Source organism: Nitratireductor sp. StC3 (assembly GCF_003015025.1).
Classification (GTDB): domain Bacteria; phylum Pseudomonadota; class Alphaproteobacteria; order Rhizobiales; family Rhizobiaceae; genus Mangrovimarina; species Mangrovimarina alexandrii.
Map to the genome: position 1 here is coordinate 55,226 of NZ_PYBP01000015.1, position 22,272 is coordinate 77,497.

The window sequence follows — 22,272 nt, forward strand, 5'->3', positions numbered from 1 at the left end:
CCTATCCGTCCTTGCCGCCTCGTCGTGTTCACGTCCGTATCCAGGTCGGTTCGAACAGGCCGCCAAGCAGGCGCTCGATCTCCAGTCCGGCGCTCATCAGCCGCGTGTCGTGGCCGTAAAGCCCCGAAATCAGGATGCTGGTCGGAAGCCCGTCGCCGTCGCGCCCGGTCGGCAATGCAAGACCGCACAGACGCAGAATGTTGCCGAACATGGTGTTGCGCAGCGTGCGCAGATTGACCCGGTGAAAGAGCTCGTCGTCGGCCTCCAGCGGCGCGACTTCCGGCGCCGTCGTCGCCGTCGTCGGCATCAACAAGAACGCATCCTCCAGCTCCGCTTCGATATGCGCGATCGCCGCGGCGCGTTCCGACTGCAGCGACTGCAGATCGTGGGCCGACATCGCCTTGCCCTGCAGGATGCGGTGGGTTACCCGGCGGTCGATCCTGCCGCCGTCGGGTCCGTCCACCAATTCGTGATATTCGTGATAGGCTTCGGCCGCCGCCAGCGAGCCGTGGCTGGCCGTCATGCGGCTGGCCATCTCCAGCGCCTCGACGGGGCGCCTTTCCACCGTGGCTCCAGCCTTTTCCAATCGCCCGATCGCGGCTTCGTAATTGTCCAAAACCGCCTGCTCGGCCTCGTCCAGAACGATGTTCGTGGCGGCGACGAAGCGGGTCGCGGACAGATCGGCGCGCCGGGCCTCGGTCGCCGGCGCGCCGCGCAACACCATGTCGAGCATCACGCAATCGGCCACGCTGCGGCCCAGGGGCCCGATCGTGTCGAGCGTGCGGGCGAGCGGCACCATGCCGGTCTTGTCGATCCGCCCCTCGCTGGTCTTCAGCCCCACGACCCCGTTGAGCGATGCGGGAATGCGCACCGACCCGCCGGTGTCGGTTCCGACCGAACACGGCACCAGCCCGGCCGCGACCGCCGCCCCCGAGCCCGAGGACGACCCGCCCGGCGAGCGGGCGACCCGGCGGTCGTTGGGATTGACGGGCGTGCCGTAATGCGGATTGAGGCCAAGACCGGAATAGGCGAATTCCGTCAGGTTGACCTTGCCGAGCGTCACCATGCCCGCCGCCGCGGCGTTGGCCACGCAAAAGGCGTCGCGCCGTTTGGGCGCGGCGTCTCGATAGAGCGCCGAACCGGCCGTCGTCGCCACCCCGGCCGTGTCGAAAAGGTCCTTCCAGGCGATCGGCACCCCGTCGAGCGGCGACAGCGGCAGGCCTTTGCGGAAACGCTCGGCCGCCGCGCGCGCCTCCTTGCGCGCCCGTTCGTGCATGGTCGCGATGAAGATGCGGTCCGCCTTCGCAGCGTCGATGCGTTCCAGGAAATATTCGGTCACGGCGACCGGATCGGTCTCGCCGTTGCGATAGGCCAATGCGATTTCGCCGGCCGTGCGACGGGCAATCGCCTCGATATCTTTCACTCTTTCGCTCCTTCGCGATCGTCACCCGCCGGGGCTTCTCAAGCCGTGCGCGGTGGAGTAGGGTCAAAGGATTGCTGCCTGCCCGCGCGCAGTCATCGCGCCGTCTCCGGGCGCAATGCGGCCGCTGCGATTTCCGCCAAGCGTGTCGGGATCTGCCCTTGCAGCGTGGCGAAACACGCGATTTCCGGACAAAATCCTCCCTTGCGGCACGCCAACAAGCGCGCCACATCGTGTCGGACGACACCGCCAAGCGGTTATGCGGATGGGATCAGCCGTTCAGTCGGTCCATCTCCTCCCGTTCCCGTTGCGTCTGCATGGTTCGCGCCGCCCGCTAACGGGCCGCGTAGGGTTCCGGCACGCCGGTGTCGACCCTGTCGAGCAGATGGGCGTGCTGCTTGTCCCAGCTTGCCGCCACCGCGTCTCCGGGGCCGATCGGCTCGACGAAATAGTCGTGGTCGGGAACGTTGGCGACAAACGTGTCCATCCCCGGCACCTGCAGGCTCACCTTTACGAAATTGCCCTGATATTCGATGGAATCGACCGTGCCGAGGACGGCGTTGGTGGCCGCTTCCGTTTCGGCTTCGGTGCGCTTGCGGATGGCGATGTAGTCGCGGCGCACGGAAAAGGACATGTCCTCGCCCACCGCCGGCGCGACAGACTGCCGGGGGAGTTCGAACGTCTCGCCGCGCGCGCTCTTCAGCCTGGCGACGCCGCCTTCGATGCCTTCCACCTTGCCGGTGAGGACGTTTTGCGCGCCCATGAAGCGGGCCACATAGGGTGTGGCGGGGCTGTTGTAGATCTCGCGCGCGCTGGCGGCCTGATCGATGCGGCCGGTATCCATGACCACCACCATGTCGGCGAGCGCGATCGCCTCGGGCTGGGTGTGGGTGACGTGCACGAAGGTGATGCCGAGCTCGGCCTGCAGCGTCTTGAGCTCCACCCGCATCTGCAGGCGCAGAAACTCGTCGAGCGCGGAAAGCGGTTCGTCGAGAAGCAGCACGCGCGGATTGGTGATCAGCGAGCGCGCCAGGGCGACGCGCTGCTGCTGACCGCCCGAAAGCTGCGCCGGCATGCGGTCGCGCAGATGCGCAAGCTGGACGCGCTCCAACATCTCGTCGGCGCGCTTGCGGCGTTCGTCCTTCCCCACGCCGCGCATCTTCAGGTAGAAGGCGACGTTGTCGCGAATGCTCAGATGCGGAAACAGCGCGTAGCTCTGGAACATCATTGCCGTGCCGCGCTGCACCGGCGGCAGGCCGATCACCGAGGTATCGCCGATGGTGATCTCGCCCGATGTCGGGGTTTCGTGCCCGGCGATCATGCGCAGGATCGTGGTCTTGCCGCAGCCCGACGGGCCGAGAAGACAGCAATAGGAGCCGTGCGGAATGGTCAGGTTGATGTCCTTGACCGCATGGGTGTCGCCGAATTTCTTGGTCAGATCGACCAGGCGGATCTCGCCGGAATTCGACATGTCGGTCGCCGAGGCGCCTGACGGGGCTGTAACGGGTGTGAAGTTCATCTATTTCGACCGTCTGCGTTGAATGAGGATGATCGAGCCCAGGGCCACGGCGATCACGAAGAACGAGATCACCGTCGTCACAGTGCCCAGGGCGTAGAGCGCCGGCGAGGTGACGTTGGTCGTCATCGTCCAGATCTCCAGCGGCAAGGTGTTCTTGGTGCCGACCGTCAGCCAGCTACGCGGGAATTCGTCGTAAGACAGCGTGAAGCCGAACAGCGCCACCGCGATCATGCCGGGAAACACGATCGGCACGACCACGTCCTTGATCGACTGCCAGCGGCTGGCGCCGAGGTCGAACGCGGCTTCCTCATAGGATGGGCTCAGCCGCCCGAGGATCGCGAACATGATCAGCAGGCCGAACGGCAGCGTCCATGTCAGATGGGCGCCCAGCGCGGTGCCGTACCAGCTCGCCGACAGGCCGAGAAACTGGGCCGTCACCAGAATGCCGATCGACAACACCAGGCCGGGAATGATCAGGCTGGCGATCGCCATGTAAAACAGCGGTCCCGAGCCGCGAAAGCGATGGCGGAAGCCGAAGCCGGCCGTCACCGAGATCAGCACCGTCAGCACCATGACCACCAGGGCCAGCGGCAGCGAGCGCGAGAAGGCACCCGGAACGTCGCCGACGCGAGTCGGATTGAACAACTCGTCGAACCAGATCAGCGAGGGATCGCGCAACGGGAAGTTCAGCGATGCCGACGGCCCCTGGAAGGACAGCACAAGCACCGAAATCATCGGCCCGTACAGGAACATCACGAAGAGCAGCATCAACAGGGCGAGGACGTAAAAGGTCCAGGGTCTGCGGTCTTGGGAGGACGGCATGGCGTTACCTGACGAGTTCCTTGCGCACATCGACCAGACGGAAGATGGCGGAGGCGATCAAAAGAACGACGATCAAGAGGATGACCGCGTTGGCGGCGGCCCGCGGATAGTTCAGGAATTGCAGATCGTTGAAGATGGCCGACGCGGCCGATCCCGACAGCCCGCCGCTCATCACGGTGACGACCGAAAAGTCGCCCATCACCAGGGTCACGACGAACAGGGTGCCGAGGGCGATACCGGTCTTGGACAAGGGCAGCACGACGTTCCAGATCACACCCCAGCGGCTGGCGCCGGCGTCCATCGCCGCCTCGAGCAGCGACTTGTCGATGCGTGCCATGGAATTGAAGATCGGCACGATCATGAACAACGTGAACAGATGGACATAGGCGACCACCACCGCGAAATCGGAAAAAAGCAGCCATTCGACCGGCTGGTCCGTCAGGCCGCTGCCGACCAGGGCCTGGTTGACCAGCCCCTCGCGCCCGAGCACCGGACGCCACGAGATCATGCGGATGATGTTGGACGTCCAGAACGGCACCGTGCACACCAGGAACAGCGCGATCGCAGTCACCAGATTGCGGATGTGGAAGACGAGGAAATAGGAGATCCAGAAGCCGATGAAGCCGGTGATCGCCAGCACGATGACGGCGAATTTGAGCGTCGACCAGTAGAGCAGCCAGTTGGTCTGGTTGGTCAGGATGTCGGCATAGTTCTTGAAGGTGAAATCGGGAACGATGCCGACCAGCATCTGGTAGCGAAAGAAGCTCACCAGAAGCACCAGCGCCACCGGGATGGTGAAAAACAGGATCAGGACCAGCGCCAGCGGCGAGACCTGGATATAGGGAAGGGCCGAGGATCTGCTGTTCATCTTTGAAGGTGTCCGGATGTCGGGGGTGGACGGCGGCCGGAGCCGCCGCCCGGTTCTCGCGGCCGTCAGGCGGCGCTGAACTCGTTCCACTTGGAATAGAGGAACTCGGCCTCGTCCATGAGGTTGTTCCACACGGCAACGCTGGAGAAACGGTCCTCGTAGGACCCGCCGTCGCGCACGTCGCCGGCAGAGTTGGTCTTCTGGCCGGTCGGGCTGGTGATGTCGGCCGTGGCCGCCTTGCCCTCGTAGAAGAAGCCGCGCTCGTTTTCGCTGAGCGCCGCCTTGGCGGTCTCCGGATTGGAGCTGTAATAGCCCTGCTTGGCGATGAAGCCGCCGACCCAGCCGGAATTGTACCAGGTCATGTATTCATAGGCGGCATCGCGCCTGAGACCGTCGAGATGGGCCATCATCGCCAGCCCGTTGCCCCAACCGCGATAGCCTTCCTTGAGCGGCTGGTAGACGCAAGGCACGTTCTGGGTCTGGACCGCGGTGACGGCGGGCGACCACATCGACTGGATCACCACCTCGCCGCCGGCCATCAGATTGACGGATTCGTCGAACGTGTTCCACAGGGCGCGCCAGTGACCGCCGCGCTTCAGCTCGATCAGCCGGGCGATCGTCTTTTGGATCTCGTCCTGGGTCGGGTTGCCCTTGTCGCCATAGGTCAACTCGCCGGCGCTCTCCAGCGCCATCATGGCGTCCATGATGCCGTTGGTGGGAATGTTCTGGATCGCCGCCTTGCCCTTGAAGTCCGGCGAGATCAGATCGGCCCACGAGGTGATGTCGCGGCCCACCAGGTCGGGGCGAATGCCGAGCGTATCGGCATTGTAGACGCCCGGGACGAAGGTGGCGAACTCGGTCTGACCGCTGGCGAAGGCCTTGGCGTCGACCGCGTCGAGATAGATATATTCGATCGGCGCATCGCCTTCGCGCGACACTTCCTTGCCGTTGAACACGCCGGTCGTGTAAAGCGTGGTGAGCTGATCCCAGTTCTTGACCTTGGCGATCTCCACGCCCTGGATCACGCCTTGCGGAACGGCGATCTTGGTCTGCCAGATCTCCATGTCGGCCACGTCGATCGACTTGGGATCATTGATCATGCGGTTGATCAGGCCGGGATGGTCGACGACCGACATCTCGACCTTGAATCCGAGATCCTCGCTCGCCTGGCGGGCGATGTCCGGCAGGGTCGAATAGGACATGCCGGTATGGTTGATCGTGATGTCCTTGAGGTTCTGTGCCCAGACCGTCGGGAAGCCGGTGACCAGCGTCGTGCCGGCAACAGCGGCGCCACCCTTCAAAATCGAGCGCCGCGACACGCGGCCCTTACCGATCGATTTCGCTGATTTTTTCATTTCCTACTCCCATTCGTCAGTATGAAACATACTCCGCGCCATTCCCATGGCGCTTGACGGGCGAAACCTTGCGTTGGCCGTGTTTTTGTCGCTTCGCCGCCATCGTCACTGCTTATGCAGTCCTTCATCGCCGCCCCATGAATGCGATGTGTTTTTCCGCTCCTTTCACCAGGGCCTCATGCCGCATCCAGACCCGATTACTGCGCGCCCATTTGCGCCCGCAGCTTGCGGGTTTCGTTCAAGTCAAGCTTCCAACCGTAGCCATCGTCAATCTCTTCCAGCACCACGCCGTAATCGTCGCGGGCGTGCTCGCGGGTGATGAACCCGTCCAGCACGTCGTCGAGGACCTTGTCGGGATCGCGCTCGAGCGGATCGCCATAGCCGCCGCCGCACGGCGAAAAATAGGATACCACATCGCCGGCGCGGGTGAGCTTGCCGGAGAATTTCGCCGGCTCCAGGCTGACCTCGCCGGTGTGGACGTTGCGGATCTCGACCTTGCCGCCGGCGCCCGGCTTGCCGCCGAACACGCCCCAGGGCACGTCCTCGTGCCGGTCGGCCTCGTGCGTCATGTAACCCGGGCTGAGGAAGCGCTGCGACTTGACCACCCCGGCGCCGCCGCGGAACTTGCCGGCGCCGGGAGGCGCATCGTCGCGAACCTCGTAGCGGTCGCAGATCAGCGGCAAATGCATGCCCAGATCCTCGAGCGGGTTGTTGCGCGTGTTGCGCATCAGTTCCTCGATCGTGTCGGGGCCGTCGGATTGCGGGCGCCCGCCCATCGCCGCCTCGTTGACCTCGAGGAAGACCCAGTAGTCGCCGCTCTCGCGCACGCCGGAATAGGCCGCAAACGACAGGACCGCCGCGTTGCCGGCCGTGCATTTGTCCGGCAGCACCGGGGCCAGCGCCTTGATGATCAGGTCGACGATGCGCTGGATCTGGGCGAAGCGCGCTTCGGCAGCGGCCGGCGCGATCGGGTTGAAGATCGAACCGGGCGGCGCGGTTACCTTGACCGGACGGAACGAACCCTCGTTCTGGGGAATGTACTCGGAATGGGTATAGGTATCGAGCAGCAGGGCGCGGAAGGCGAAAAAACAGGCGACCTTGGTCGAGCCCTCGAAGGGAACGTTGTAGGCCGTCGGCACCTGGGCCGAGGAACCGGTCAGGTCGACCTCGACCGCGTCGCCGGCAACCCGCACCGTCACCTTGAGCGGCAGGGTGATGCCGCGGTTGCGGCCGTCGTCGTCCAAAAACCCTTCCGCGACATACTCGCCGTCGGGGATTTTGGCGATCTCGCGGCGCAGCATGTTTTCGGTATAATCCATCAGCTGGCGCGTGGCGCCGAGCACGGTCGCCTTGCCGTATTTTTCCATCAATTGCTGGAACCGCGCCACGCCGAGCTCCGCCGAGGCGATCTGGGCCTCCAGATCGTTCATCACCTGGCTCGGAACGCGGGTGTTGTCGCGGATATATTTCCACATCGTGTCGTTGCGCTTGCCGGCCTCGAACAGCTTGATGCCGTTGAGCAGCATGCCTTCGGCATAGACATCGGGAATGTCCATGATCAGGCCCGGCGTGGCGGCGCCGATGTCGATGTGATGGGCGGTGTTGGCGGAAAAACCGACCAGTTCGTCCTCGAAGAAAACCGGCATCACGATGGCGATGTCGGGCGAATGGCTGGCGCCGAAATAGGGATGGTTGTGAATGACGACGTCGCCGGGCTGCCACTGGTCGAGCGGGATCGATTTCTCGATGCCGCGCAGATAGCCGGGCAGCGAGCCGATATGCATCGGCGTGGAATCGGACTCGCACAGCGTGTTGTAGTCGCGGTCGAACAGCCCGGCGCCAAGGTCCTGGCTTTCGCGGATGATGGACGAATAGCTCATCCGGTAGAGAACCGTGCCCATCTGCTCGGCGATCGAGTGCAGCGCGCCGCCAATGACCTGGAGCGTGATCGGATCGACTTCCCGTGTCATCCCTGCCTCCTCAGTTCCGGCCGATCAGAATGTCGCCGAAGCGCATGACCTGGGCAACATAGCCCGGCGGCACGATGGTGGTGGAATTGTGCTGGATCACGACGGCGGGGCCCGAAACGCGATCGCCGGCGAGCAGCTTCTCGCGCTGATAGCGGGGCGTGTCGTGCGCCTGGCCGTCGTCGAACACGGTGCGGCGGCTGTAGAGACGCGCCTCGTCGGGGTTTTCGCGCCCGCCATGGCTGAGTTCCGGCAGGGCCAGCGTTTCGACCGCGACGGTCGCCACCAGCCGCAACGTGATCAGTTCGCAGGCCTGGTCGCGGAAGGCGTGGCCGTAGATCTTCTTGTGTTCGTCGTAGAAGCTGTCGACGATCACCTTGGCATTGACGGCATCGACCGCGCCGTCGGGCATCGCGGCGCGCAACTCGAACCCCTGCCCCACGTAGCGGCATTCGGCGATACGCTGGAAGCGCCGCGCCGCGCGCGGGATGCCGTCGGCGTCGAGCTGCTTGTGCGCCTGGTCCATCAGGCCGTCGAGAGCATCGTTGACGGTCTGGAAATCGGCGTCGTTGGCGTTGTCGAGCACCATCAGCAGCGGATGGGTGTATTCGTACTGCAGATCGGTGACCAGCAGGCCGGTGGCGGCGGTGATGCCCGGCTGAACCGGCGAGATGATGTCCTTGGCGTGGATCGCCTCGGCGAGCGAGACGGCGTGCAGCGGACCGGCGCCGCCGAAGCCCATCAAGGTGAAATTGCGCGGATCGACCCCCTTGGCCATCGAATTGGCGTTGATGGCGAGCGCCATGTTGTTGTTGACGATCTTCAGGATGCCGAGCGCGGCTTCGTCGAGCGACAGGCCGAGCGGCTCGGCGATGTGGCTGCGGATCGCGGTTTCAGACAGCGCGGCATCGATCTTGATGTCGCCGCCGAGGAACTGTTCGGGATCGAGCCGCCCCAGCACGACCTGGGCGTCGGTGACCGTGGGCTCGGTGCCGCCCTTGCCGTAGCAGGCCGGCCCCGGCACGGCGCCGGCCGAGCGCGGCCCGACGCGGAACGCCCCGCCCGGATCGAGATAGGCGATCGAGCCGCCGCCGGCGCCGATCGCGTCGATGTCGATCATCGGCACCAGCACGGGCAGCAGACCCACTTCGGTGTCGCGCGGGTTCTTGATCCGCAGATCGCCATCCTGGATAACGCCGATATCGGCCGACGTGCCGCCGATATCGATGGTGATGATGTTGGACTTGCCGCAATTGTCGCCGGTCCAGCGCCCGCCGATGACGCCGCCGGCCGGCCCCGACATCAACAGGCCGATCGGCAGTTCGCTCGATTTCTCGACCGTGGTGATGCCGCCGTTGGACTGCATGATGCGAATGATGCCGCCGACGCCCGCGGCCCGCAACCGCCCTTCCAGCTTGCGCAGATAGGCAGAGGTCTTCGGCCCGATATAGGCATTCATCGCCGTCGAGGAGAAGCGCTCATATTCGCGGATCGAGTTCACGACTTCAGAAGAGCAGCACACATAGGTCTCCGGCAGGACCGATCTCACGATCTCCTTGGCGCGCTGCTCGTGCTCGTTGTTGAGGAAGGAGAACAGGAAGCCGATGATGACGGCGTCCATGCCGCGCTTGGCGAAGAGCTCGGCCGCCTGCTTCACCTCGTCCTCGGCAAGCGGCACCTCGATGCGACCGTCGGGCGGGAGGATGCGCTCGGTCACAACGAGGCGGTCGCGCCGCTTGACGAGGGGCTTGGACTGCCACGGCACGTCGAATTGGAGCGAGAAATTGTGCGGGCGCTTGTGGCGGCCCATATGCATGATGTCGCGGAAACCGCGTGTGGTGATCATCCCGACCCTGGCGCCGCCGCGCTCGATGACGAGGTTGGTGGCGACGGTCGTGCCGTGAAACACCGCATCGATGGCGCCCGGCTCGACGCCGGCCATCTCGCAGACATTGAGTATGCCCTGCACGACGCCTTCGGACTGGTCATGCGGCGTGCTCGACACCTTGGTGACCACGACCGACTGCTTGCCGCCGGCGTCGGCACGCTCCAGGATAATGTCGGTAAAGGTCCCGCCAACATCGACACCGACTCGGATCATGACAGCCACCTCCCGGCGCTCGAATACGGCCGGGCGCAGCGCCCGACAAAGCACGGCGCCACCGGCTTATGACCGGGCAGCGCGGAGCGGATGGCGCCGCCTCGGCGGCGGGGCGCTGCGATTATCGCGGCGCCCGATACGGCACGGATTCGTGGCATTCGAAAAAAACGCCCCCATTGAGTTGTTCGCCTCGGCGACCTCTGCGGCCGCTCTTTGATTGATTGATCGGATAGTAGACATCGAAAATCTGCATGTTAAATAATGATTTCGCAATGATTGATACGATGGCGCTATCAAAGTGCACTATGATCTGAAGCATCTGTCCACCTTTGTGGCCGTGGCCGAAGAGCTGAATTTCCACCGTGCCGCGGAACGTCTGGGCATGGCGCAACCCGCGGTCAGCCGGCTGGTTCAGGAGCTCGAAGACCGGCTCGGCGTGAAGCTTTTGGAACGCACCACCCGCAAGGTGATGCTGACGGAAACCGGGCGTTATCTGCTCGAGGAAGCCCAGGATGTTCTCGACCGCCTGGACGTTGCCGAAAGCACGGTGCGGCTGCTTGCCTCCGGCACCAAGGCGATCCTGCGCATCGGCTACACGACGATTACCGGCCACTCGCTGGTGCCGAAGATCGCCCGCGAGTTCCGGCTCGAAAACCCCGAAGTGCGCCTCGAGCTCACCTATCTGACCTCGCCGGTCCAGCGCGACCGGATTTTGCAGGACGAGATCGATCTGGGCTTTATCGAGGGCTCGTTTTTGAGTTCGGAGATCGAGTCGCGCGCGGTCGCGCGCCATTCGCTGGTCGCGCTTCTGCCGCCCGGCCATCCTCTGGCCGCCAAGGAAGCGTTGACGGTGGCCGACCTCGCCCGCGAGGCGCTGATCCTGGGCACCAACGCCGAGTGGCCGACCTTCCGCCGCATCGTCGTCGACATGTTTCAGAACCACGGCCAGGTGCTGACGGTCGGCCAAGAGGCCTCCAGCCTGACCGGCATTCTCGGCCTGGTCACCGCCGGCGTCGGCATGACCGTATTTTGCGGCATGCCGAGCTTTTGCGGCCCGGAGGTGCTGACGGTGCGCCCGATCGCCACCGACACGCCGACCGAGGTGGAAACCCACCTCGCCTGGCGACGCTCCAATCTGACGGCGGCCATGAAGCGGTTCGTGGAAACCAGCCAGCGCGTCGGCGCGAATTACCGCAGCATCGTGTGAGGCGGACGCCGGGCGACACAACTCATTCGGCCGCCACGCGGGCGCCATCGACCGTTTCCAGATAGGCCACGCATTCGTCGACCGAGTGTACGTCGGCGAACTTGGCGTCGATGTCGTAGAGGTTCCACGCCACCGCGCCGGGCACGCGGTCGCCGATGCAGTCGCGCACGGCGATGGTGCGAAACCCCTCCGCCAGCCCGTCGCAGATGGTGGTGCGCACGCAGGCCGTGGCCGTGACGCCCGTGACCAGGATGGTGTCGACGCCCGCCGCCCGCAAAATACCGGCGAGCGGCGTGCCGTGGAAGGCGCTGGCGCGCTTCTTGAGCAAAGTGTGCTCGCCGTCGACCGGGGCGATGCGCGAATCGATCGCCCACAGCTCCGTGTCGGTCGTCGACACCACCTCGATCGGGATCTTGCAGTGCCACAAGCCCATATCGGTGAAGGGGGCGTCGCGGTCGGTGATCTCGTAGGCCGTCGTCACATGGATGACCGGATGACCGTTGGCGCGGCAGGCCGCCAGCAGCTTTTGCATGCCGGGGATGATTTCCGCGTCCATGGCAAGCTGGTCGCAGGTGAAGGGATTGCCGGGCCGGGTCCAGGCGTTGGCCAGGTCGACGCTGACGAGCGCCGGGCGCCGGCCGAAGCCGATGCGGCGTTGAAAACCGCGCTCCTGGTAGATGCGCGTCGACGCCTCGAAGGCGGCACGCAGCATTTCTTCGAGTTTCCTGTCGTCAAGCTGGTCCATCATGGCGCTCCCTTGGTCGATCGCGGCCAAAACCGCTCGGGAGAGTATCGCGGCAGCGTTATGCATGCGGAATTGGCAATGATGCCATTATTGATGCACATTGTGCATCAATAATTCCTACCGGCAGGCATGATGGACCAGCATCCCGGGCTCGAGCTCGCACACTCCTTTCTGATCGCGGCGGAGGAACTCAGCTTCCGGCGCACGGCCGAACGGCTGGGTATCGACCAGTCGGCGCTCAGCCGGCGGATCGCCAAGCTGGAGCGCCAGCTCGGCTTCCAGCTTTTCGAGCGGACCACGCGCGAGGTGGTGCTGACGCCGGCCGGCCGCAGTTTCTACGAAGCCGGCGCGCCGCTGCTGGCGGGATACGACCGTGCCGTGGCGACGGCGCGGCGCGTGGCGCAGGGCAAGACCGGCCTGTTGCGAGTCGCCTATATGGCGTTTGCCGCCATCGAGCTGATGCCGCGTGTGGTCACGCGCTTCCGCGCCGCGAACCCCGCCGTCGAGCTTGCCCTGCGCTACCTGCCCACGCAGGAACAGAAGATCGCCCTGTCGGAGGGCGAGATCGATCTCGGCTTCATGATCGGCCCGTTCGAACACTCCGATTTCGACAGCCGGCAACTGGCCTCGGACCCGCTGCATGTGTTCATGCCGCGGGGCCACCCGCTGTCGGCCAGACGTTCCGTCGCGCCGTGCGACCTCGCCGGCGAGGACCTGCTTTTGGGCGACATGGCCGAGTGGGAGGCCTACCGACACCATCTCGGCGAAAAATTCGCACGCGCCGGCGTTCCGGTGGCGCCGCGCCAGGAAGCCTCCAGCACGATGGCGCTGCTGGGCCTGGTCGCGGCCGGATTCGGCATCACCGTCTATCCGCGCCAACTGACCGGACTGACCGGCACGACGATCGTGTCGCGGCCGATCGCCGATCCCGCCTTTCACATCGAAACGGTGCTTGTGCGGCGGCGCATCGACCGCGCGGCCGGCGTGCGCGGCTTCGTCGACTGCGCGCTGGAGACCGCCCGGCCGGCGCGCGCCGGGCGCAAAAATCGCGCCGGCCATTGACGCATCGTCAAGTTTGCGACCTGATTGGAGCGGACGCGGATGCTTCGGCCCCATCGGCGATCATGAGTGACATCGTGACGATCGTGGAGGCGAAGATGGAAAATTGGGCCAACCGCAAGACGCTGATTTTGGGCCGCAGCGAAATGATCGGGCTTTTGAGCCCGGCCGAATACAATCAATGCGTGGAACAGGCCTATCGCATGCATGGCGAAGGCCGCTTCTACATGGATCCCAAGGGCCATATCGTGCTCGACCGGTTCGCCGGCGAGTGGGAGGCGATGCCGTCCTATATCGAGGAACCGCACGCGGCGGCCTGCAAATGGGTGTCGATCCGCGAGCAGAACCGCGAGCGCTACAATCTGCCGACGGTGTTTTCGATCCTGATCTATACCGAACCGGAAACCGGCTTTCCGCTGGCGATCGTCGACGGCTCCTACCATACGGTGATGCGCACCGGCTCGGCCGGCGCGGTGTCGGCCAAATGGATGGCGCGCCCGGACTCCAAGACGCTCGCCATCGTCGGCGCCGGGCATATGGCCGAAGGCGCGCTTGCCACCTGCAACGAGGTGTTCGACTGGTCGGACGTGCGAGTTTGGAGCCGCAGCCAGGCGACGCTGGACCGCTTCGTGCGCGAACAGCAGCCCAAATATGACGGCTTCACCATCCGCACCTCCACCGATCCGGAAGAGGTCGTGCGCGGGGCCGACGTGATCGTCACGCTGACGCCTGCGCGTACGCCGATCATCAAGGCCGACTGGGTGTTGCCCGGCACCCACATCGCAGCGGTCGGCGCCGACAAGGCCGGCGACCAGGAGCTCGAGGGCAGGCTGCTGACCCAGGCGCGGATCTTCGTCGACGACATCCGCCAGTGCCGCACCGACGGCGAGATCAACGTGCCGCTTTCCGAAGGTCTGATCACCGAGGCCGACATCGCCGGCGAAATCGGCGAGGTGGTCACCGGACGCAAGGCGGGAAGGACGTCCGACGACGAGATCACGATTTTCGATTCGACCGGCATCGCGCTGCAGGATTCGGCGACCGTACCGCTCGAATATCAGCGCGCCATGGAAAAGGGCGTCGGCATCGAGAAAAAGATGATCTCGACCTGATCGGCAAGCCAGGACATCGCGACCATGACCAACACCGATATCTACGCCCAGCAGAGCTTCGGCCAGGCGACGGGCCTCGGCGACAGGCCGGCCCTGCTCGTCATCGACTTCGTCAACGGCTTCAACGATCCCGAAATCCTCGGCGGCGGCAATATCGATGCCGCCGTCAAGGCGACCGTTCCGCTGCTCACCCATGCAAGGGCGCGCGCGGTACCGGTCATCTTCACCCGCATCGTCTATGCCCAGGACGGCAGCGACGCCGGCTTGTGGTGCGAAAAGGTTCCACGACTGCGTGAGCTTACGGAGACCGCGGCGGCGAGCCAGGTGGTGGATGATCTCGCACCGCGGACGGGCGAAACGATCATCCGCAAGACCCAGGCCTCGGCCTTCTTCGACACGACGCTTGCGGCGCAACTTGCCTATCGCGGCATCGATTCGCTGGTCATGGTGGGCTGCACCACCAGCGGCTGCGTGCGCGCCAGCGCGATCGACGCGATGAGCAACAATATCCGCGCGGTCGTGGTGTCGGACTGCGTCGGCGACCGGGCGCTGGAACCGCACGCGGCCAATCTGTTCGATATCGGCCAGAAATATGCCGATCTGATGAGCGCCGAGCAGGTGATGTCGATACTGTAACGACCCCGTGCCGGCGGTATTCGGCGCGGGCGGATACGGCATCGGCGCCGCGACCGGGACGCTGCCTTTGCGCACGCCGCCTGCCGCGGGCGTCGGGTGCGCGGCGCCGCAGTTTCGCGAACAGACGCTGTTTCCCTTTGGGTCGTTTTATGGCAATTCTATTCGCATTGCCGCCCGACGCCGAATTTTGCACGTCGCGACCATTGCCCGACCTGTCCGTTACCGACAAAGGACTTTGCCATGTTCGATCCACGCGAAAAGATCGCGCTGTTCATAGACGGCGCTAACCTCTACGCGACATCGCGGGCGCTCGGCTTCGACATCGATTATCGCAAGCTTCTCGCCAGCTTTCACAAACGCGGCTATCTGCTGCGCGCCTATTACTACACCGCGCTGGTGGAGGACCAGGAATATTCCTCGATCAGGCCGTTGATCGACTGGCTCGACTACAACGGCTACAAGGTGGTCACCAAACCGGCCAAGGAGTTCACCGATTCCAGCGGGCGGCGCAAGATCAAGGGCAATATGGACATCGAACTGACCATCGACGCGCTCGAGCTCGCCGATGTCGTCGACCATTACGTGATCTTCTCCGGCGACGGCGATTTCCGCACCCTCGTCGAAGCCCTGCAACGGCGCGGCCGCAAGGTCAGCGTGGTCTCCACCATGGCCTCGCAGCCGCCGATGATCTCGGACGATTTGCGCCGCCAGGCCGATTACTTCATCGATCTGATGACGCTGAAGGGCGATGTCGGCCGCGACCCCAGCGAGCGCCCGGCGCGCCGCGTCGAAAATACCGACGTCGACGATGACGACGACGACCACGGCGACGACGATTGAAGCCCGCCATGATGTCCGACCCCGTGCGGGCGGTCGAGCCGCCCAGCGATTGCGCGCTGTGCCCTCGCCTGCACGGCTTTATCGCCGATTGGCGGACGCGCGAGCCCGACTGGCACAATGCGCCGGTGCCGTCCTTCCTGCCGCCGCGAGGCGGTGAAACCGTGCGCGTGCTGATCGTCGGGCTGGCCCCGGGACTGCGCGGCGCCAACCGCACCGGCCGCCCCTTCACCGGCGACTATGCCGGCGACCTGCTCTACGCCACGCTGAAGCGGTTCGGGCTGGCGCGCGGCACATTCGAGGCGCGCCCCGACGACAGTCTGGAACTGGTGGAAACCGCGATCACCAACGCGGTGCGATGCGTACCGCCGGAAAACAAGCCGGTCGGCGCCGAGATCAACACCTGCCGGCGTTTTCTGGTGCCGACCATCGAGGCCCTGCCCCGGCTCGAGGCCATCCTCACTCTGGGCTCGATCGCGCACCAGTCGACGGTGCGCGCGCTCGGCCTGAAGATCAAGGATGCCCCCTTTGCCCATGGCGCGGCGTTCGACGCCGGCCGGATCAGGCTTTTTTCCAGCTACCACTGCTCACGCTACAACACCAATACCGGCCGGCTGACGGAAGCGATGTTCGTCGACGTGTTCGCCAAGCTTGCGGAGCATGTGCGCGCGCGGCGACACGCCGCCGAATAAGCGCCGGCCTTGCCTGGGCGCGGGGATTGCCGGTCAGCCGCGCTCCTTCAAAAGCCGCGCCTTTTCGCGGTTCCAGTCACGCGCCTTGGACGTCTCGCGCTTGTCGTGCAGCTTCTTGCCGCGCGCGATCGCCAGCAGCAGCTTGGCGCGACCGCGCTCGTTGAAGTAGATCTTCAACGGCACCATGGTCATGCCCTCGCGTTCGACCGCCCGCGCAAGCCGGGCCATTTCGCGCTTGTTGAGCAAAAGCTTGCGGCGCCGGCGCGGCTCGTGATTGAAGCGGTTGCCCTGCAGATATTCAGGCACGTGCGCATTGATCAGCCAGATTTCGCCGTCCTCGGCCGAGGCATAGGCTTCGGCGATATTGGCGTGGCCCTCGCGCAACGACTTGACCTCGGTGCCGGTCAGCACCAGGCCGGCCTCGATCGTGTCCAGCACCTCGTAGGAGAAGCGGGCCTTACGGTTTTCGGCAACCGTCTTGGAGTTGGATTTCTTGTCCTGGGCCATCGTTTACGCTGCGCGCGACGCGCGTCAGTTCATCAGCCCGGCATGTTTCATGGCCGCGTCGATGCGTTCGGCGGTGGCGGCTTCGACCGCCATCATCGGCAGCCGCACGCCGCCGCCGATGCGCCCGAGACGCGACAGCGCGTATTTCGCGCCGGCCGGGTTGGGCTCCACGAACAGCGCCCGGTGCAGCGGCATCAGCCGGTCTTGCAGGTCGATCGCCCGGTCCCGGTCGCCGTTCAGCGAGGCTTCCTGGAACTCCGCGCACAGGCGCGGCGCGACGTTGGAGGTGACGGAGATGCAACCAACCCCGCCATGGGCGTTGAAGCCGAGCGCGGAGGCGTCCTCGCCCGAAAGCTGGATGAAATCGGCGCCGCAGGTCGCGCGCTGCTCGCTCACGCGCTCGACCTTGCCGGTCGCATCCTTGACGCCGGCGATGTTGGCAAAATCCCGCGCCAGCCGCCCCATGGTCTCCGGCAGCATGTCGATGACCGAGCGCGGCGGGATGTTGTAGATAAAGACCGGCAGCTTGGTGGCGCGCGCCACGGCGGCGAAATGCCCGTAAAGCCCGCGCTGGTTGGGCTTGTTGTAATACGGTGTCACCACAAGCACGCCGTCGGCGCCCACGCTTTCGGCATAGTCGACCAGGCCGACGGCCTCGGCGGTGTTGTTGGAGCCGGCACCGGCAATCACCGGCACGCGACCGGCGGCGACCTCGACGCAGACCTTGATCACTTGGCGATGCTCGTCATGGGTGAGCGTGGGCGATTCACCGGTCGTGCCGACCGGGACAAGCCCGTTGGAGCCCTCGGCGATCTGCCACTCGACAAAGGCGCGGAACGCTTTCTCGTCAAAACTCCCGTCGGATGCGAACGGGGTGACGAGCGCGGTAAGCGAGCCTCTGAACATGTTTTCTTCCCAAAATCCTGACGAAAAGGGGCACGGCACGCGCCCGCCCCGCTCAATAACCGATTGCGCAGCCGCGCACCATAGTCTTGCCACGAGCAGCCGACAAGATTCAGGCCGATCAGGCCCGTACCGCGCGTTAACCGGTCGTTTACGCCGTTTTCACCGGCACACGCCATAGTGACGGCGACAGGGCGATGGACACGGGCTCCCACGGAGGCGGACAACAGCAATGAAGACGAAGACGACGGCGGGCAGGATCGGGTTGGCGGCGCTGTTGATCGTGCTGCCGGCGCTGCTCGTGGTGGCGCTGGTGGACGCCCCCGGCCCGGCCGTCGATGTCGACAAAGAGCTGACGACGGGCTCGGTCGCGGCGCGGGTGCCGGGGCGCGACCGCGAACCGGCGGCTGACAGCGAAAGCCTGGCCCTGCTCAAGGACGGCCTCGATGCGCTTTCCGCCGGCGATATCGACGGGGCGCGGGCGCGGCGCGACGCGCTGCCGGCCGACGCGCTCGACCGCAAGATCCTGGCCTGGGCGATCGCGCTTGCCGGCGGCGAGAGTGCCGCGACAGCCCAAACCCCGCCCGACTGGCCGGGGCTGGAGGCGCTGCGCCGCAACAGCGAACGCCGCCTTGCCGCCGACGATCCCGAACCGCAGGTGGTGGCCGACGCCTTTTCCGCCACCCCGCCGCAGACCTTCGAGGGCACGATGCTGCTCGGCAAGGCGCTGCGCGCGCTCGGCCGCGACCAGGAGGCGCGCGCTTTGCTGAGCCCGTTCTGGCGCCGCACCAAGCTCAATGCGCGCCAGGAAACGGCCTTCCTGCGCGCCTTCGGATCATTCCTGCCGGCCGCCGACCACCGCTACCGCGCCGAGCGCATGCTCTATGAGGACCGCATCCGCTCGGCCGAGCGCGTGGCCGCGCTGGCCGGCGTCGAGGCGCTCGTTGCGGCCTGGGGAGCGGTAATCCGCAACCGCGACAATGCCGGCGCCCTGCTCGAGGCCGTGCCGGCAGCGCAGCGCGAGGCCGGCTATCACCACGCCAAAGCGAAATATCTCAGGCGACAGGGTCGGTTCGTCGAGGCCGCGCACGTGCTCGCCGACGCGCCGAGAGCGGGCGAGCAACGGATCGACCCCGACGCCTGGTGGGTCGAGCGGCGGGTCTTGTCGCGGGAATTGCTGGATAGCGGCGCGGCCGAAACTGCCTACAAGGTCGCCGCCGACCACAGCGCCGAGAGCGCGGCGGCGATCGCCGATGCGGAGTTTCACGCCGGCTGGTACGCGCTGCGCGGGCTCGGCGACGCCAAAAAGGCGGCGGCCCATTTCGCGCGCATCGCCGCGGTTTCGTCGGGACCGATCTCGCTGGCGCGCGCGCATTACTGGCTCGCGCGCACGGCGGAGGCCGGCGGTCCGGGCGAGGCGACGCAGGAATACCGGCGCGCGGCCGTCCACGGCACCGCCTTTTATGGCCAGCTCGCCGCCGCCAGGCTGGGGCAAACCACGATCGCGGCCGGCTATCCGGAGCCGAATGCGGCCGACCGCGGCCGTTTCGCGGGCCGCGACATCGTGGCCGCGATCGACAGGCTGGAACGCATCGGCCAGGGCCGGCGCGCGGAGATTTTGTATCGCGGCCTGGCCGACGACTTGACCAGCCCCGGCGAGATCGCGCTGCTGGCGGCCAGGGCGCAGGGCCGCGGCAACCATTTCCTGGCCCTGAAGATCAGCAAGCGTGCGGCCGCGCGCGGCATCGATATCGGCGCGCTCGCCTATCCGCTCGGGGCGATCCCGGCTTCGGCCGATGTCGCGGCGGCCGGCAAGGCGCTGGCCTATGCCGTGGCGCGCCAGGAAAGCGAATTCAACGTCGCCGCGATCTCGGGCGCCGGCGCGCGCGGGCTGCTGCAGCTTTTGCCCGGGACCGCCAAGGACATGGCGCGCAAGACCGGGCTTGCCTACTCGGCCACGCGGCTGACCAGCGACGCCGGCTACAACGCCACGCTGGGCGCGGCCTTTCTCGGCGAGCAGCTCGCGCGGTTCGACGGGTCCTACGTGCTGACCTTCGCCGGTTACAATGCCGGGCCGCGCCGGGCTGCCGAATGGGCGACGCGCTATGGCGACCCGCGCGGCGCCGACATCGAGACCGTGATCGACTGGATCGAGCGCATCCCCTACACGGAGACGCGCAACTATGTGCAGCGCGTGATGGAAAACTATCAGGTCTACAAGATGCAGCTGACCGGCCGTGTCGATATCGAAAAGGACCTGACACGCGGGCGCTGAGCACGAACCGGGCGCAGACCGCGGCAATCGCCCTGATTGCGCACGGGCGAAGAATAGGTTGTGCGTTTGACCTTGCCGGCGGCGCCCGGTAGAGCGTGACAGGGCACATTTAGATCGGCCTTTTGCGAAAAAGACCGTGTTTCAACAAAGAGATGGATCGCGACGCCAAGTCGGCGGAACGGCCCGTCGGTCAACAGCCGCGCAAGCGCGATGCGGACGCCAGAGGAGCCATTCGTGACGCAGGACGCCGCCTGGCGGAGCTTTTTCTTCACCGCTTCGGACGGATTGCGGCTGCATGCGCGGCTTTATCCGGGCGACGGGGCTCTCCTGCCGCTGATCTGCCTGCCGGGACTGACGCGCAATGCCCGCGATTTCCACGCGCTCGCCCTCGCCCTGGCAGGCGAAACCGGCCGCGCCCGCCCGATCGTCGCCTTCGACTATCGCGGCCGCGGCCTGTCGGCCTGGGACAAGGACTGGCGCCGCTACGACGTGCTGGTGGAGGCCGAGGATGTCGTCGCCGGCCTGGTGGCGGCCGGGATCGAGCACGGCGCCTTCGTCGGCACCTCGCGCGGCGGACTAATTATCCATGCGCTCGCGGCGCTGCGTCCCGGCCTGATGAAAGCGGCGATCCTCAACGATATCGGCCCGCGCATCGACGGCGCGGGGCTGGCCCAGATCCGCGCCTATCTGGAACGCGCGCCGCGGCCCAAAACGCGCGCCGACGCGCTCGCCATCCAGCGCGCGGCGGCCGGCGCGTCGTTCGAGGCGCTGTCGGAGCGAGACTGGGAACGCATGGTCGACGCGCTTTACGTCGAAGACAGCATGCCGCCGGTGCCCGCCTACGACCCGGCGCTTTTGAAGACGGTGACGGGCGTCGACCTGAACCGGCCGCTACCGGAGTTGTGGCGGCAATTCGCCGGGCTCGGCGCGATCCCGGTGCTTGCCATTCGCGGCGCCAATTCGACCCTGCTTTCGGCCGCAACGCTGGCCGAGATGGCGCAGCGCCATCCCGACATCGAGACCCTCACCGTGGCCGGCCAAGGCCATGCGCCGCTTCTGGAGACCGGCGACCTGCCCCGGCGCATCGCCGCGTTCCTTGCCAAGGCCGACCGTCGGTAGGTCAGGAGAGCGCTTCGGCTCGTCGCCGTCGCGACCAGATTTCGCGGTCCGGGGCGATCCTGGCGTGAGGCCGGCTCCCGTTTTTTGCATCCACGCGGCGTGAGACGGCAACCGTCCCGGACGTTCTTCGGGCGGACCCGCTTGCGCGCCGCGAGGGCGCGATCCGGCCGGAAATGCGGGACAAGGCAGGGGTCGCGGCGCAAGCCGCCCGGGCTGATGAGACAGGGGTTAAGGGGGGGGATAAGGGACGGGAGGCGGAAGTCGGTCGGTGCAAGCCGGCGGACGGGTCTTCCGTCCGAAGTCTTCAGTCACGCGCGGCGGTTGTGCCCGGGTGTCAACGCTGCGGCCCGTTGCCTGCCCGTTACCGGCGGATGGGCCCGCCGACGATGCCCGACCGCTGTCGTTTTCTCCGACCCGAACGCGAAAAACCCGGCGGTTGCCCGCCGGGTTTTCCTCAAATCAGCCGATCAGCCGATTAGAAGTAGCGCGTGAAGCGCAGGTAGCCCGAAACCGTGCCGTCCGGATCCAGCGGAGCCGGGGTGGCCGGGAAGTTGAAAGCACCAACGTCGTCGTAGTGGATCTCGGCGCGGACTTCGAAGTCCGAAACCGGGAACCAGACCAGCGAGAACTCAGCACCCCAGGCATCAGCACCGGAGAGCAGGTCCGAACCCGCGTAGTACAGGTCGTTCCACCACTGGAACGCCACCGAGGCGCCGAGGGTCGAGGAGAACTGGTGGTTGTAGGAAACCAGCACGCTCCACTCGGAACCGCCGTAGTAGCTTTCGCCGGTGGGGCCGAAGATCGCGCTCGGCGAGCCGACATTGTAGGCGTGCGCGCCGTCAGCGTAGAACACGAACGCGCGGAGCGAGGAGCCCGGCATGTTCGGAATGTTGATCTGCGCGCCAAGCTGAGCGCCGAAGCCGCCGCTGTTGAAACCGGCGAACGGAGCCAGGCCCGAAAGGGTCGGAACCGTACCGTCGAAGCTCTCGTCGTAAGCGACCTTCACCCAGACAGCGCCCCAGCCCTGCGAGATGCCGATCTTGGCGACGACGTCGGGCATGTAGCCTTCACCCGACAGCGCATCGTCTTCGAGCGAGATCGCGGCGAAGAAGCCGTTGCCGCCGTCGA

19 protein-coding genes are annotated in these 22,272 nt (G+C 65.8%); 8 read left to right on the forward strand and 11 right to left on the reverse strand.

Annotation, left to right across the window (positions count from 1 at the left end):
• Positions 1 to 28: 28 nt before the first annotated feature.
• The 7 genes from C7T96_RS21840 to C7T96_RS21870 form a co-directional block, all read right to left on the reverse strand.
• Entirely contained in the window at positions 29 to 1,423 is a 1,395-nt protein-coding gene (locus C7T96_RS21840) for an amidase family protein (protein ID WP_199190544.1), read from the reverse strand.
• A 331-nt stretch (positions 1,424 to 1,754) separates the two neighbouring features.
• Positions 1,755 to 2,891, reverse strand: a complete 1,137-nt coding sequence (locus C7T96_RS21845) for an ABC transporter ATP-binding protein (RefSeq protein WP_106573378.1) — start codon at positions 2,889 to 2,891, stop codon at positions 1,755 to 1,757.
• 48 nt (positions 2,892 to 2,939) lie between these two features.
• Complete coding sequence (locus C7T96_RS21850) at positions 2,940 to 3,761, reverse strand: ABC transporter permease (RefSeq protein WP_338036290.1); 822 nt, start codon at positions 3,759 to 3,761, stop codon at positions 2,940 to 2,942.
• A gap of 4 nt (positions 3,762 to 3,765) precedes the next feature.
• Positions 3,766 to 4,629 carry an ABC transporter permease gene (locus C7T96_RS21855; protein WP_106573380.1) on the reverse strand — a complete coding sequence of 288 codons (864 nt, stop codon included), beginning with the start codon at positions 4,627 to 4,629 and terminating at the stop codon, positions 3,766 to 3,768.
• Between the two features lie 65 nt (positions 4,630 to 4,694).
• The gene (locus C7T96_RS21860) at positions 4,695 to 5,984 is read right to left on the reverse strand and encodes a PotD/PotF family extracellular solute-binding protein (protein ID WP_106573381.1); all 1,290 of its coding nucleotides are present in this window, start codon (positions 5,982 to 5,984) and stop codon (positions 4,695 to 4,697) included.
• 197 nt (positions 5,985 to 6,181) lie between these two features.
• Positions 6,182 to 7,954: a hydantoinase B/oxoprolinase family protein gene (locus tag C7T96_RS21865; protein WP_106573382.1), complete on the reverse strand. Its 1,773-nt coding sequence runs from the start codon at positions 7,952 to 7,954 to the stop codon at positions 6,182 to 6,184.
• Positions 7,955 to 7,964: 10 nt separating this feature from the next.
• Entirely contained in the window at positions 7,965 to 10,052 is a 2,088-nt protein-coding gene (locus C7T96_RS21870) for a hydantoinase/oxoprolinase family protein (protein WP_106573383.1), read from the reverse strand.
• A 298-nt stretch (positions 10,053 to 10,350) separates the two neighbouring features.
• Here C7T96_RS21870 and C7T96_RS21875 point away from each other — a divergent pair, with 298 nt between their 5' ends.
• Positions 10,351 to 11,259: a LysR substrate-binding domain-containing protein gene (locus C7T96_RS21875; RefSeq protein ID WP_106573384.1), complete on the forward strand. Its 909-nt coding sequence runs from the start codon at positions 10,351 to 10,353 to the stop codon at positions 11,257 to 11,259.
• Between the two features lie 22 nt (positions 11,260 to 11,281).
• Here C7T96_RS21875 and C7T96_RS21880 read toward each other — a convergent pair whose 3' ends face one another.
• Positions 11,282 to 12,007: an isochorismatase family protein gene (locus C7T96_RS21880; RefSeq protein ID WP_245414212.1), complete on the reverse strand. Its 726-nt coding sequence runs from the start codon at positions 12,005 to 12,007 to the stop codon at positions 11,282 to 11,284.
• A 129-nt stretch (positions 12,008 to 12,136) separates the two neighbouring features.
• Between C7T96_RS21880 and C7T96_RS21885 the strand changes: the two genes are divergently transcribed.
• From C7T96_RS21885 to C7T96_RS21905, 5 genes are all read left to right on the forward strand, one after another.
• Entirely contained in the window at positions 12,137 to 13,066 is a 930-nt protein-coding gene (locus C7T96_RS21885; protein WP_106573398.1) for a LysR family transcriptional regulator, read from the forward strand.
• Between the two features lie 62 nt (positions 13,067 to 13,128).
• A complete protein-coding gene (locus C7T96_RS21890) occupies positions 13,129 to 14,175 on the forward strand; it encodes an ornithine cyclodeaminase family protein (RefSeq protein WP_106573386.1) in 1,047 nt (348 codons plus the stop codon).
• Positions 14,176 to 14,199: 24 nt separating this feature from the next.
• Positions 14,200 to 14,811 carry an isochorismatase family protein gene (locus C7T96_RS21895; RefSeq protein ID WP_106573387.1) on the forward strand — a complete coding sequence of 204 codons (612 nt, stop codon included), beginning with the start codon at positions 14,200 to 14,202 and terminating at the stop codon, positions 14,809 to 14,811.
• Between the two features lie 240 nt (positions 14,812 to 15,051).
• Positions 15,052 to 15,651, forward strand: a complete 600-nt coding sequence (locus C7T96_RS21900) for an NYN domain-containing protein (protein WP_106573388.1) — start codon at positions 15,052 to 15,054, stop codon at positions 15,649 to 15,651.
• A gap of 11 nt (positions 15,652 to 15,662) precedes the next feature.
• Positions 15,663 to 16,340, forward strand: a complete 678-nt coding sequence (locus C7T96_RS21905) for a uracil-DNA glycosylase (RefSeq protein WP_106573399.1) — start codon at positions 15,663 to 15,665, stop codon at positions 16,338 to 16,340.
• A gap of 33 nt (positions 16,341 to 16,373) precedes the next feature.
• On the opposite strand, the gene smpB is transcribed toward C7T96_RS21905, so the two are convergent.
• Positions 16,374 to 16,847 carry an SsrA-binding protein SmpB gene (smpB, locus tag C7T96_RS21910; protein WP_106573389.1) on the reverse strand — a complete coding sequence of 158 codons (474 nt, stop codon included), beginning with the start codon at positions 16,845 to 16,847 and terminating at the stop codon, positions 16,374 to 16,376.
• Positions 16,848 to 16,871: 24 nt separating this feature from the next.
• Positions 16,872 to 17,753 (reverse strand): 4-hydroxy-tetrahydrodipicolinate synthase, encoded by an 882-nt coding sequence (gene dapA, locus C7T96_RS21915; protein WP_106573390.1) that lies wholly within the window; start codon positions 17,751 to 17,753, stop codon positions 16,872 to 16,874.
• 229 nt (positions 17,754 to 17,982) lie between these two features.
• On the opposite strand from dapA, the gene C7T96_RS21920 reads away from it, so the two are divergent.
• The gene (locus tag C7T96_RS21920; RefSeq protein WP_106573391.1) at positions 17,983 to 20,025 is read left to right on the forward strand and encodes a lytic transglycosylase domain-containing protein; all 2,043 of its coding nucleotides are present in this window, start codon (positions 17,983 to 17,985) and stop codon (positions 20,023 to 20,025) included.
• A gap of 234 nt (positions 20,026 to 20,259) precedes the next feature.
• The gene (locus C7T96_RS21925) at positions 20,260 to 21,144 is read left to right on the forward strand and encodes an alpha/beta hydrolase (protein WP_245414213.1); all 885 of its coding nucleotides are present in this window, start codon (positions 20,260 to 20,262) and stop codon (positions 21,142 to 21,144) included.
• 475 nt (positions 21,145 to 21,619) lie between these two features.
• Here C7T96_RS21925 and C7T96_RS21930 read toward each other — a convergent pair.
• The coding region (locus C7T96_RS21930; RefSeq protein WP_199190546.1) for a porin at positions 21,620 to 22,272 on the reverse strand (653 nt) is incomplete at its 5' end.